This is a genomic window from Pricia sp., from assembly GCF_041745955.1.
Classification (GTDB): Bacteria; Bacteroidota; Bacteroidia; order Flavobacteriales; family Flavobacteriaceae; genus Pricia.
The window spans coordinates 1-12,323 of record NZ_JBGTHY010000517.1 but is presented as its reverse complement, the minus strand read 5'-3'; the positions used below and the strand labels follow the sequence as shown (position 1 = coordinate 12,323).

The 12,323-nt window shown below is 40.9% G+C and carries 9 protein-coding genes and 1 pseudogene; 7 read left to right on the top strand and 3 right to left on the bottom strand.

The window, feature by feature from the left end; translation table 11 throughout:
- The 4 genes from ACEW8S_RS18455 to ACEW8S_RS18440 all read left to right on the top strand — a co-directional run.
- On the top strand, positions 1–2,613 hold a 2,613-nt coding region (locus ACEW8S_RS18455), incomplete at its 5' end, for an aminotransferase class I/II-fold pyridoxal phosphate-dependent enzyme (RefSeq protein ID WP_373519578.1).
- A gap of 11 nt (positions 2,614–2,624) precedes the next feature.
- Positions 2,625–4,343: a biotin carboxylase gene (locus tag ACEW8S_RS18450; RefSeq protein WP_373519577.1), complete on the top strand. Its 1,719-nt coding sequence runs from the start codon at positions 2,625–2,627 to the stop codon at positions 4,341–4,343.
- Between the two features lie 101 nt (positions 4,344–4,444).
- Entirely contained in the window at positions 4,445–5,704 is a 1,260-nt protein-coding gene (locus ACEW8S_RS18445) for a C45 family autoproteolytic acyltransferase/hydolase (protein WP_373519576.1), read from the top strand.
- Between the two features lie 69 nt (positions 5,705–5,773).
- Entirely contained in the window at positions 5,774–7,132 is a 1,359-nt protein-coding gene (locus ACEW8S_RS18440; RefSeq protein WP_373519575.1) for an NAD-dependent succinate-semialdehyde dehydrogenase, read from the top strand.
- A 276-nt stretch (positions 7,133–7,408) separates the two neighbouring features.
- Here ACEW8S_RS18440 and ACEW8S_RS18435 read toward each other — a convergent pair.
- Positions 7,409–8,060: pseudogene (locus tag ACEW8S_RS18435) on the bottom strand (fumarylacetoacetate hydrolase family protein); the annotation flags it as partial.
- Between the two features lie 216 nt (positions 8,061–8,276).
- Between ACEW8S_RS18435 and ACEW8S_RS18430 the strand changes: the two are divergent.
- Positions 8,277–9,356, top strand: coding sequence for a S41 family peptidase (locus ACEW8S_RS18430; RefSeq protein ID WP_373519574.1), 1,080 nt, complete (start codon positions 8,277–8,279; stop codon positions 9,354–9,356).
- Positions 9,357–9,436: 80 nt separating this feature from the next.
- Here ACEW8S_RS18430 and ACEW8S_RS18425 read toward each other — a convergent pair whose 3' ends face one another.
- Positions 9,437–10,540 carry a Fic family protein gene (locus tag ACEW8S_RS18425; protein WP_373519573.1) on the bottom strand — a complete coding sequence of 368 codons (1,104 nt, stop codon included), beginning with the start codon at positions 10,538–10,540 and terminating at the stop codon, positions 9,437–9,439.
- A gap of 351 nt (positions 10,541–10,891) precedes the next feature.
- Between ACEW8S_RS18425 and ACEW8S_RS18420 the strand changes: the two genes are divergently transcribed.
- A complete protein-coding gene (locus tag ACEW8S_RS18420) occupies positions 10,892–11,293 on the top strand; it encodes a hypothetical protein (RefSeq protein ID WP_373519572.1) in 402 nt (133 codons plus the stop codon).
- A gap of 282 nt (positions 11,294–11,575) precedes the next feature.
- Here ACEW8S_RS18420 and ACEW8S_RS18415 read toward each other — a convergent pair whose 3' ends face one another.
- The gene (locus tag ACEW8S_RS18415) at positions 11,576–11,734 is read right to left on the bottom strand and encodes a hypothetical protein (protein WP_373519571.1); all 159 of its coding nucleotides are present in this window, start codon (positions 11,732–11,734) and stop codon (positions 11,576–11,578) included.
- A 256-nt stretch (positions 11,735–11,990) separates the two neighbouring features.
- Between ACEW8S_RS18415 and ACEW8S_RS18410 the strand changes: the two genes are divergently transcribed.
- On the top strand, positions 11,991–12,323 hold a 333-nt coding region (locus tag ACEW8S_RS18410; RefSeq protein ID WP_373519570.1), incomplete at its 3' end, for a hypothetical protein.

The window sequence follows — 12,323 nt, the reverse complement described above, 5'->3', positions numbered from 1 at the left end:
AAAAATAACTTACGTTCTCTTTTGAAAGCGCTTGAGGGCGTGGAAAGTTATTTCGCATTTCCAGGAAGATCGTGTTTACCAGTGCTAAACGAAATGTTAGATAGGCAGGAACATACTGCGTTGGCACATAAAATAGCTGAGATCACCAAAAATCTGGTAAGCGATAAGTACAGAAGTAATCCAGATTTTATTGAAGATGACGAGCCTGGTGTTGATACCTCAGAAAAAGGAGAGCTTCAGGAGGGTGTGAAAAAAAATTATTTCGAAGTTTTATTTGTTGAAGATATTTCCATTCAAGAGGAAAACAAACTAAGAAATGATCTTAGGGGTATTCGTGGTGCCAATGAGCAATTCCATTACGGGATCGTGGTGCAGCGGTCTTTTGAGGATGCATTGATTGCCTTGCACTTTAATTATAACATCCAGGCTGTGGTGGTGCGGTATGCGCCGCCTTATCATTCCAAAAAAATAACACCCACTTTAAAACCCTTTATCCAAAACGTTTTGAAACTTGATCTGGCTTCCAAACCTTCATCTGAACTGGGTCCAATTTTAAGTAATCTTGTTAAGAAGTTCAGGCCTGAACTTGATACCTACTACGTCACAGATACTGCACTGGGGAATCTTAAAGACAGTACCCTAAAAAGTTTCAAAAGGATTTTTTACAGAACTGAAGATGTGCAGGAATTGCACCTTACCATTTTAAGGGGAATAAGCGAACGCTATGAAACTCCTTTCTTTTCTGCCTTAAAGGAATATAGTAAAAAACCTACCGGCATATTTCATGCAATGCCAATTTCAAGGGGGAATTCAGTTTTTAAATCCAGATGGATCAATGATTTTGGTAATTTCTATGGCAGAAATATGTTCTTGGCAGAAACTTCTTCCACAACCGGTGGTTTAGATTCCTTGCTTCAGCCAACGGGATCATTAAAAAAGGCGCAGGAGATGGCCAGCGATGCGTATGGGTCTCAAAACACCTTTTTTGTAACTAACGGAACTTCAACAGCCAACAAAATTGTTGTCCAGGCGCTGGTAAAACCGGGCGATGTAATCCTTATTGACCGCGACTGCCATAAATCGCATCATTACGGATTGGTTTTGGCTGGAGCGTATCCCGTTTATTTGGATTCTTATCCTATAGAAGAATATTCAATGTACGGGGCAGTTCCTTTGGAACAGATAAAAGAAAAGTTGCTTCGTTTGAAGGAAGCAGGAAGATTAGATCTTGTAAAAATGTTGCTTCTAACAAACTGTACTTTTGACGGACTGGTTTACAATGTAGAAAGAGTAATGCAAGAAATCCTCGCCATAAAACCCGATATGGTCTTTTTGTGGGATGAAGCCTGGTTTGCTTTTGCTGGATTCACCTATAATTATAAACAAAGAACAGGAATGTTTGTCGCTCAAAAACTGTATGAGAAATACAGGAGCAGCGCCTACAGGGAAGAATATGATGCCCATATCAAAAATCTTAAGAAAGGTGACATCCCAAGCCTTCCAGATCCTGATAAAGTTCGAATCAGGGTGTATTCAACCCAAAGCACCCACAAAACGTTGAGCAGCTTCCGCCAGGGCTCTATGATACATATTTGGGACGAAGACTTCCGAAGAAAGAGCGAAAATACGTTTATGGAAGCCTATATGACGCATACGTCCACATCACCAAACTATCAAATGCTGGCTTCATTAGATGCCGGCAGAAGGCAGGTGCAGTTTGAAGGCTATGAGCTTGTGGAAAAAAGTATAGAAATGGCGATGGTGCTGCGCGCAAAAATAAATGATCATCCACGACTCAATAAATATTTCGATGTATTAACGGTGGGTGATTTTATCCCTAAAGAACTGCGAAAATCCGGGCTTTCTGAATATTATAATCCTAAAGAGGGCTGGAACAGGATGGAAACTGCCTGGGAGAAAGATGAATTCGTGCTGGACCCAACCAAAATCACGCTGCATGTAGGTCGTACCGGAGTAGATGGAGATACCTTCAAAAATAAATACCTAATGGATAAATTTAATATCCAGATAAATAAAACCTCCAGGAACACGGTCTTATTTATGACCAATATCGGTACTACCAGAGGAAGTGTTACCTATCTCACCAATGCCTTGCTAAAAATTGCAGATGAACTGGATAAGGAATTACTTTCCCTAAGCGCCAAAGAAAACAAGATCCGCCAGGATAGGATCTTTTCTTTGACCAAAGATTTTCCGCCCTTACCTGATTTTAGTTATTTCCACCATTCATTCCAAGCGGTACCTGGAGTGCCGGGGGGTGATATCAGGGAAGCTTTTTTCTTGGCTTATACTGAAGAAAATTATGAATATATGCCATCAGCGGAATGCTTGCCTTCCATGGAAAACGATCGAACCTTAGTCGCATCTTCTTTTATTATCCCTTATCCACCAGGATTCCCGGTACTTGTTCCCGGCCAGGTAGTCAGTAAGGAAATTATAAAGTTTTTGACCGCATTGGATGTTTCAGAAATTCATGGGTATCGCGCTGATCTAGGGTTGCGAATTTTTAAAGATAAAGTATTGAACAGGCAGAAGACCGTTACCTCCATGGGTTCCATGGGAAATAATAGTAAAAAGAAATTAATTAAATAAAATCAATAATTATGGATGCTAAAAAACCAAATACTCCAAAATCTAAAGGGACACCAGAAAAAAAAACGAAATCTCCAATAAAAACAGGAACAGATCGAACAAAGGTTCCAATCAGGGGAAAGAGTGAAAAACCGAAAAAGCAAACTCCGTCAAGTTCGAAAACAGAAAAAGCAAAGCCAAAACCTGCCGCTAAACAATCTAAAGCGACCGCTAAACCTGCCAAGGCTTCCAAAACGGCAACAGGCAACAAAAAGGCTGTAACATCTTCTGCCCCTAAAAAGAAGCAATTAAAGGGAGTTTCAGACATCCGTAGATCTTTTCATAAAAATGAAGAACCCTTATATTTTATTAGCGCTACCAATTTCAACCTTTTAGGAGCCGATGAATGGATTAAAGGTTTCAAATTCATCACCTATATTGAATGCTTTGACGGATTACACCCTAATGTATTTTCTCCAAAACAAGAAATTCCGCATGATGATTTTGATGGCATTGAAGACATTAATAACTATTTGCTTCAACACCCCGAGGTGCAGGATTATCTCAAAACAAGATCAGTAGAGGGTAGGCCCGGTAAAGCGATGTTTTTAATGTTTAACGAAGAAACCGAAAGACTGGCTGAAAAATTGGGTCTGGAGATTATGTTCCCCAGCGCCGAAATGCGCACCTTCCTAGATAATAAGGTTAATACAAATAGAATTGCCGAAAAGGCGGGAGTGGCATGTGTTCCTTATGTGCTTTCTAAAGTTAACAATTATAAACACCTTACTAAAGTTTCGAAAGAACTTGGTACCCAATTGGTAATACAAACGCCTTTTGGTGATTCAGGACATACTACCTTTTTTATTTCCAATGAGAAAGAATACAAGAAATACGCTAAAGAGATTGAAGCGGAAGAGGAAGTGAAAATTATGAAGCGTATTCGCTGCAGGGGATCTGCAATTGAAGCCTGTGTAACCCGTCACGGAACAATTGTAGCACCATTAATGACTGAATTGGTAGGTTTCAAAGAACTAACGCCTTATGAAGGTGGCTGGTGTGGGAATGAGATCTATCCAAATGCTTTCACCCCGGAATTAAGGCAGAAAGCCATTGAGAATACACAGCTTTTCGGAAATCAGCTAAGGGAAGAAGGCTATAAAGGCTATTTTGAACTTGATTTTCTCATAGATCAGGAAAATGGCGAAATTTATCTCGGAGAATTGAATCCTAGGGTAACAGGAGCTAGTTCTATTACAAACCACGCGGTTTTTGCCCTTGCCGATGCGCCTTTATTTGTGTTCCATATTCTCGAATGGATGGATATTGAATACGAACTGGACATTGAAGCTATCAACAAGCGTTGGTCCAATCAGGAAAATCTCGATGGATGGAGCCAGTTAATTGTGAAGCATACCGAAGACACGATAGAATACGTGACCGATTCGCCAAAATCAGGGATCTGGAGAATGTATGATACAGGGCATATCCAATATGACCGAATGGATACACACCGTAGGGCCGTAGAAAATGAAAATGAAGCGTTCTTTTTAAGGATATCCAAAAAAGAAGATTACCTATATGAAGGAGCAGATATGGGTATTCTAGTAACCAGAGGGCGTATGATGACCGATGAATTTGAATTAAACAACAGGGCCAAGCACTGGATCAAGGCCATCCGTTCGCAGTATAAATCTGAAATGGTTGAGGACAAGAAGAAGCCAAAACTTTCCGGTACTTTAACGAAATAAAAAAATAATTTAACAGCCCGTCCTGATTATTCAGGGTATTTTGGGCCATCCGTTATGAGATATAATGCGGGTTAAAATAGATTTAAAAAAACACTAAAAATATGCAACTTCACTTTACTGCAGTTTCTGAACCGGGTTTACCGGGAGAGAAATGGCAAAAACTATATCACACGCACTGGGAAGCTTATAAAGCCTGGCTAATTTCAAAAGGCAACACTCAGGTTCCGGATCTAAAAACCTCTCAGGCCGCCTTAAAAAAATACATGCCTGAAATGTGGCCAACCTACGAGCGACTGTGCGAACTCGCCAAAGCTGATGAGGTGGCAGCAAGATTTTTAACCGGTTTTCAACCCCCGGCTTACATTAGTGCCTGCTCTAACGCGGTTTTGTCCGGAGAGGAAATCCAGCTGGTGCGCAATTATGACTATCACCCGAATTTAATAGAGGGCACGCAGTTGATGAGTGCCTGGAATGGTAAAAAAGTAATTGCGACAAGTGATTGTTTAATTGGGGCCGTAGACGGAATGAATGAAGATGGACTTGCAATTTCCCTCACTTTTGGAGGAAGAAAGGTTGTGGGTGAAGGTTTCGGGATTCCTTTTATTTTGCGATACGTTTTGGAATTCTGCAGCGATGTAGAAGAAGCCGTCGCAGCGTTGGTTAGGATTCCTTCCCATATGTCTTACAATGTAACCGTTGTGGACAAAAAAGGCGCTTTTAAAACAGTGCAACTTGCACCCGATAAGGAAGCTGTTGTAACCGATGCCGCTTTTACAACCAATTTTCAGGGAACTGTAGACTGGCCAGAGAACGCAGCTTTCAATAAAACATTGGAACGCTCTGCATTTTTGGAAAAAATGTTAGCCAAAAAAGGAGTAAAGGCATCGGCAATTGCAGATGCTTTTCTTCAGAAGCCACTTTACAATACAAAGTTCAAGGAAGGTTTTGGAACCTTATTTACTGCGGTTTACCAACCTGCAAAAGGAGTGGTGGAAATACGCTGGCCTGATGAAAAAGTTACCCAAACTTTTGAAGGATTTCAGGAGCAATATAAATTAATCCAATTCGAAGAATCTGCCAAAGCCTCAATACCATATACTGATTGGGCGAGCGTTACATCTGAAATACCTAAAAATACGCCACAAGAAGCCGTTGTACCTGGTACTTCTAAACCAAATTGGCAGGAAACCGTTACCGAAACCCTGGTTAGTGCTATGGCACATTCCTCAAATGCAGAAGACAATGAACAATCACAATTACTCCGTAAAAATATAGTTCATAGAGGAGAAATCTCTTGGGAAATACTGGCTGATTATTGGGCCAATTTGGGTAAAAGTTATTGGGGGAAATGGCAGAATTAAAAACAACAGCGTTCTTAATTTCGAAACAATCATCACCATTGGTTTTTCCAACCAATAAATTAATTTACTATGGAATTCCAAAGTGTTAATCCTTATAACAATGAGCAGGTTGGCATATTTACCGCGCTCACAAAGGATGAGCTGGATGAAAAACTAAACAAAAGCCAACAAGCATTTGAGTCTTGGAGAAAAGTGCCTATTGCAGAGCGCTGTCAACTTATTAAAAATGCTGGTCAAGTATTGCGGGATAACGTAGAGGAATATGCCAAAATGATTACCCTGGAAATGGGGAAACCCATCTCGGAATCTCGATCGGAGGTAAACAAATGCGCATGGGTGTGCGACTACTATGCTGAAAATGCGTCTGCATTTCTTGCAGATGAATACATAACCACCGATGCCGATAAAAGTTTTGTGCGACATGACCCTATTGGAGGTGTCTTGGCAATCATGCCATGGAATTTTCCTTTTTGGCAAGTTTTCAGATATGCGGCGCCGACCTTGACCGCAGGAAATACAGGATTGTTGAAGCACGCGCCTAATGTTTTTGGTTGTGCCCAACAAATTGAAGACGTCTTCAAGAAAGCAGGCTATCCCTCTTATGTTTTCCAAAAACTGATAGTGCATCACGATCAAACCGAATTAATCATTGCCAATGATACCGTAAAAGCCATTACCCTCACCGGAAGTGAAAGGGCCGGTTCGGCCGTGGCTGAAATTTCAGGTCGTCATATCAAAAAAACCGTTTTGGAACTCGGTGGTAATAACGCTTTTATTGTTTGGGAGGATGCCGATATTGATGAGGCCGTAAAAACTGCAGTTACGGCCCGAATGTTTAACTGCGGACAAAGTTGTATCGCAGCCAAGCGTTTTATTTTAATAGAAGGTATTTACGACGAATTCGTTATGAAATTCACCGAAGCCGTAAAACTATTGAAATCGGGAGACCCTATGGACGAAAACACCAACGTAGGCCCGCTCGCTCGGATTGATCTTGCCGATCAGTTGAACAAACAGGTGAACGAGTCGGTTAAAAAGGGTGCTACGCTATTATTGGGCGGTAATCAAAACGGGTGCTACCACGAACCTACTATTCTGGGAGATGTCTTACCGGGTATGGCCGTATTTGACCAAGAAACCTTTGGGCCGTTGGCCGCTATGATTAAAGCGAAAGATATAAATCATGCGTTCGAACTCTCCGAAAATTCCAACTATGGGCTTGGGGTAACCGTATGCACCAAAAATATAGAGAAAGCCTTGAAACATGCGGACAGGGTCAGTGATGGAGCCTATTTTATTAATGAATTAGTGAAATCTGACCCGAGATTGCCTTTTGGTGGCACGAAAAACTCGGGATACGGGCGTGAACTGGCAAAAGAGGGGATGATGGAATTTGTCAATCGGAAAACGGTTTATGTCAAGCATTAATTGACAAGGCAACCATCGGAACAATTTAAAACAGACTCTTGAATCATACTCCTGATTTTTCCAAAGTACGCCAATATATCTATAGTTAGCTTAGCTTTTTAGCAATGGTTTTTGCGAGTCTTACATATTATATCATCTTACAATGTCCTGTCCAAATGCGTATATCGCCCATCTACAAAGATCAATTGCCCCTTTGTATGACTAGAAGCTTCCGATAGCAGAAAAACAAGTGTATTTGCGATTACCCAGGTCGTGGTCAAGTGTTTTTCTATGTAATCATTGATATGTTTTAGCCGTTTGTTTCGAGGTTCCGAGACCTTCAATACCCAGTTCAACGACATCTCCAGCCTTCAAATATTTTTTTGGGGGGGGCGAAACCAGGGCCGACCCCACAGGGAGTACCGGTCGAGATGATATCTCCCGGAAGTAAGGTCATAAACTGGCTGATATAACTCACTACCTGCTGAACATTAAAAATAAAATCGGAGGTCGAACTGTCCTGCACGGTTTCACCCTTTAATTTCAGCCACAGGTGTAGATTATTGGGATCTGTAATTTCGTCTTTCGTGGCGATAAATGGCCTTATAGGGGCGAAAGTATCACACCCTTTTCCCTTGCACCACTGTCCCTCTTTTTCAATTTGAAAAGCCCGCTCACTATAGTCGTTGTGCAAGACATACCCTGCTATATGATCAAAGGCATCGGCCTCCGAAACATAAGATGCCTTTTCTTCGATAACGATTGCCAATTCGACTTCCCAATCGGTTTTCTCGCCACCTTTTGGAATGACCAGATAATCGTTCGGCCCGACCATGGCAGAGGTCGACTTAAAGAAAAGAATCGGCTCTTTAGGTATTGCCATATCGCTCTCGGCGGCATGCTGCGCATAGTTGAGACCTACACAAACTATTTTTGAAGGACGCGCTAGGGTGAAGGCCATAATGAAGTTTTTTTCCGAAAAATCAAGACCATAAACAATTCGGCCAGCTGTTTTCAAGCCCTTTCTGAATGGCTGACCTTTTTTAGGTCGGAACATATTGAGATAAGGGAGATCGGTAATGGAGAAGATCAAAGCGGGGTAATCGAAAAAAAGGACGGTGACATTATTAGAGATTTCGAAAATGGGGAGCGAATCGATATTGACTTGAAAAGTCTTGAAAATTACCTGCAGACGAAAACCGAAGCGGATTATGAAGGTATTTGGGATTCGCAGCCTTATAAGATCGGAATAAAAAAGCAAGGGGAGAATTATGTCGGATTTATTGTCGAGGCAGATGGTGTATATTGGAGAAAAGGGCAAATAAAACTTAAGATCGGTAAAAAAGGGAATCAAATATGTTCGACCTGCTATATGAATGACCACACTGCCCAGTCATTCAACAGTGCCGAACTCTTAGGCATTAACTATCTAAAAATAGGCCACATGACTCTTGAAAGGTCAAATACAAAATTTGAAACCGATGAATTTGTTGAGCAATATTTTCAATTGATAAGGGCGGATAAACCTTTTTTGAAAAAGTTGAATAACACTACGCTAATTTTAAGGATCCCCTCATTTTCCCATGATGTGAAGGCAGCAATTGACACTGTAATCTTTAGTAATAGGGAAGAAATCCTAAATACCGAGAATCTAATAATCGACCTAAGAAATAACGGAGGTGGCAGTGATTCCAGTTTTCAGGAAATACTTCCCTTGATTTATTCCAACCCTATCCGACCGGTAGGTGTAGAATTTTTATCAACGCCTTTGAACAATCAAAGAATGTTGGATTTTATAGGAGATGAAAGTTTCTCCGAGAGTGATAAAAAATGGGCCAAAGAAGCCTTGGATAGGCTGAGCGAACAGATTGGCCAATTTGTAAACTTAGATACGACGATTGTTGACATAAAAAGGTACGGTACTATTTATGAATATCCCAAGAATGTAGCAATAGTTATAAACGGGAACAATGGGAGTACGACCGAGCAATTTTTACTCTCCGCCAAACAAAGCAAAAAGGTGAAACTGTTCGGAACAACCAAAATGGGCGTATCGGATATTTCCAATATGTATTTTGTCAAATCGCCTTGTGGAGAATTCGAGTTGGGATATTGTTTATCCCGAAGTATGAGGATTCCGGAAATGGCTATAGATGAAAAAGGAATTCAACCCGACTACTATATCGATAAAACTATTCCAAATTTTAAGTGGGTGGAATTCATACATAAAAATTTGAACGAATAATAGAATTCATTTAGGAATTTTTACTTACACTAGACACCTTCTTGTTCCTATCACATTAGTGGTAGCCTTCTACACTACTATTAATTAGAAAGATTCAAAATATAGTTCGTACTTCTTCCCCCTTCACCAGATTCCATTAAAACTCCTTTTTCCACTAAATCTTGAATATCCCTAAGTGCTGTGTCTCTATGTACTTTCGTCATTTTCGCCCATTTTGATGAATGTAATTTCCCTATGAAATCACCTTGAAGCTTGTTTATCATTTCAACTTGGCGCTCATTAAACCGGGTCGTTTTATGCAACTCCCAGAATTTTGCCTTAACCAATATTTTAGACAATGCTTCCTCTGTTGCTTCAAGTGCTTCGGTCAAACGTTCAAAATACCATACAAGCCATTGGGTCACATCCATACTTCCTTTTTGGGTCGACTCCAATATTTCATAATATCCATTTTTGGATTTTAGGAGCTGCCCCGACATACTGTAGAATCGTTGGTTAGTTCTATCCGCTCTGGCCAATTGGCTGTCTGCAATGGCCCTGGCAATCCTTCCATTTCCATCATCGAACGGGTGGATACTTACGAACCATAAATGGGCTATGGCCGATTTAATAACAGGCTCCATGCTCGTATCCATATTATACCAGTATATAAATCTAGTCATTTCGGCATCAAGTCTTGCCGCTTCCGGGGCGGTATAATGCACTTTTTCCCTTCCCAATGGGCCGGAAACGATTTGCATCGGACCTCCTTCATCACCTCTCCAATCTCCAACAATGATTTTATGCATCCCACTTCTCCCTGTTGGGAAAAGGGCTGCATGCCATCCACATAGGCGATTCTTGGTGATGACTTCTTTATATTTTTGGGTTGCATCCAACATCATTTCGACCACACCTTCTACATCTCGGCTCGCATCGGATAGTCCCGATATATCCATTCCTAGCCTACTGGCTACCGATGACCTTACCTCCAAAGGGTCTAATAACTCTCCCTCGATTTCGCTGGTTCTAACAATGTCTTCCGTTAATGTCTCAAGTACTGCTTCTTCCCTTAACTGGAAACCCATGCCTTCCATTCTTCCTAATAACCTGCCTTGTTGATCACGCACTTTGCTAACGTATGGAAGTAGGGTATCAGTATCCCATTTGAAGCTTGGCCAATCTTTTCTACGATGTAAATACATGATTATTTTATTAATGCCGCATTAAATACGGCGAATATAATATGTTTTTGCCGTTTTTGAGAGTATATGACGTATTATTTACGGCATAAAATATAAATATTTACCGTTTTCTGTAAAAAAGCGACCATTTCATTTTACATTTGGGAAGGTGTGCAACGCACGGGTCTACCAACACACCCTCAATGCGGTAAGGAACTTTAGAAACAATCGGGACTTTACCTTTGATGAACTGAACCTTGATTTTTTAACCGGTTCGAACGTCACTATTTTGCCAAAGGCAATAAACTAGGGAGGATCAGCGTATATCTACGGACCGTTAGGGCCATAAATCGAAAGGCGATCAAAGCGGGCGTGGCCGACGAGGAAGGATACGCTTTCAATGACTACAGCATAAGAAACGGAAAACCCAAAAAAAGGGCATTGACCATTTCGGCCATCCGAAAGATCACGGAATTGGAACTAGAGGAAGGCACCGTCCTATTTCGGGATAGAAACGTCTTTATGATAAGCTTTTTGCTCAACGGCATGTCCTTTGTGGATATCGCCAATCTGAAACTTTCGAATATCGTAGACGGACGTATCAGGTACGCCCGTCAAAAAACGGACGAACCGTTCAATATAAAAATCCATAGGCAGCTTGCACCAATTTTGGACTATTTTACCCAAGAAAAAGAGAAATCAGATTATCTCTTGGACATCATCGAAGATGCAAACCCCATAGACCAATACAATAAAATAACTTGGGCGAGGTAATGGTACAACAAAAATCTTAAACAACTTGCGAAAATGGCAGGTATCGAAGAGAACGTCACAAGCTATGCCGCACGCCATACCTTCGCTTCCGGTGCGGATGATATGGGGATCCCGTAGACCGCGATTTCCCAGATGATGGGCCATAAACGTATCAGTACCACCCAAGCCTATCTTGCCAATTTGCGGAAAAGTAGAATGGACTTGTACCAAGATGAAATCTTTGGGAAACTTTCAGAATAGGATTTACGATTTTTTACGTATCCGTAAAGGAAATTGCCCGTATTAGACTGTTGACAGAAAAATAAATCCATCCTCTTGATTTTTTAGTGAGCTTACTTGAATTCCAAATCCTTCTTCGACCATTCTTGTCGCTATTCCTACCCCTTTTCCTTTCGTAACTTTTGGTAAGCCTCCTTCAGGCGTTTCTGTACCTCGTTCCATTTCGTCCCATTTAGAAAGATTTTAACGTCCTAAATCCATTTGCATACGAAATTGAAAAAACCGGTATAGAAATCGATTTGGAAAAGTAGCCGCTCCATCTTCCACATAGGAATATAATACTCATTCTGCTACCAAGTTACATCATCTTAATTGGGTTAATTTTATAACCATATAAAATTAATTTGCGCTCGATTATAGTTTTCAAACACTTCATATCATACGTCGTTTTTCTCAATTCATTCATGCCCGCATTGTCATGCTGTATGAGAACTTAGAAGTAGAACGCACTGACGGGCACTTTATAGAAAACGCTGAGGTCAATCCCGATGCATTTAATGGTCAAGATTTTCTAGGGGTCGAGGCCAGCTATAACTATCAAAACTTTGACAATGCATCCCTACCTAAAACCGGTATCGGCATCGGACTGACGGCGGGATATAAGGCCAACTTAAAAGAAGATCGCAGCTTTGCTTACTTAATTCCGGAATTACGTCTTACCACAAAAATCGATAAAAGCGGGATACTCGTCTATGCCACTAAGTTCAAGGGGCATTTTAATTTTGGAAACGAATTTGATTCTATCAAGCCG

What these genes read in the sequence shown, in the direction of transcription:
- ACEW8S_RS18450 (WP_373519577.1), top strand. Translation starts at nt 2,625, where the DNA reads ATGGATGCTAAAAAACCAAATACTCCAAAATCTAAAGGGACACCAGAA.
- ACEW8S_RS18445 (WP_373519576.1), top strand. Translation starts at nt 4,445, where the DNA reads ATGCAACTTCACTTTACTGCAGTTTCTGAACCGGGTTTACCGGGAGAG.
- ACEW8S_RS18440 (WP_373519575.1), top strand. Translation starts at nt 5,774, where the DNA reads ATGGAATTCCAAAGTGTTAATCCTTATAACAATGAGCAGGTTGGCATA.
- ACEW8S_RS18425 (WP_373519573.1), bottom strand. Translation starts at nt 10,540, where the DNA reads ATGTATTTACATCGTAGAAAAGATTGGCCAAGCTTCAAATGGGATACT.
- ACEW8S_RS18415 (WP_373519571.1), bottom strand. Translation starts at nt 11,734, where the DNA reads ATGGAACGAGGTACAGAAACGCCTGAAGGAGGCTTACCAAAAGTTACG.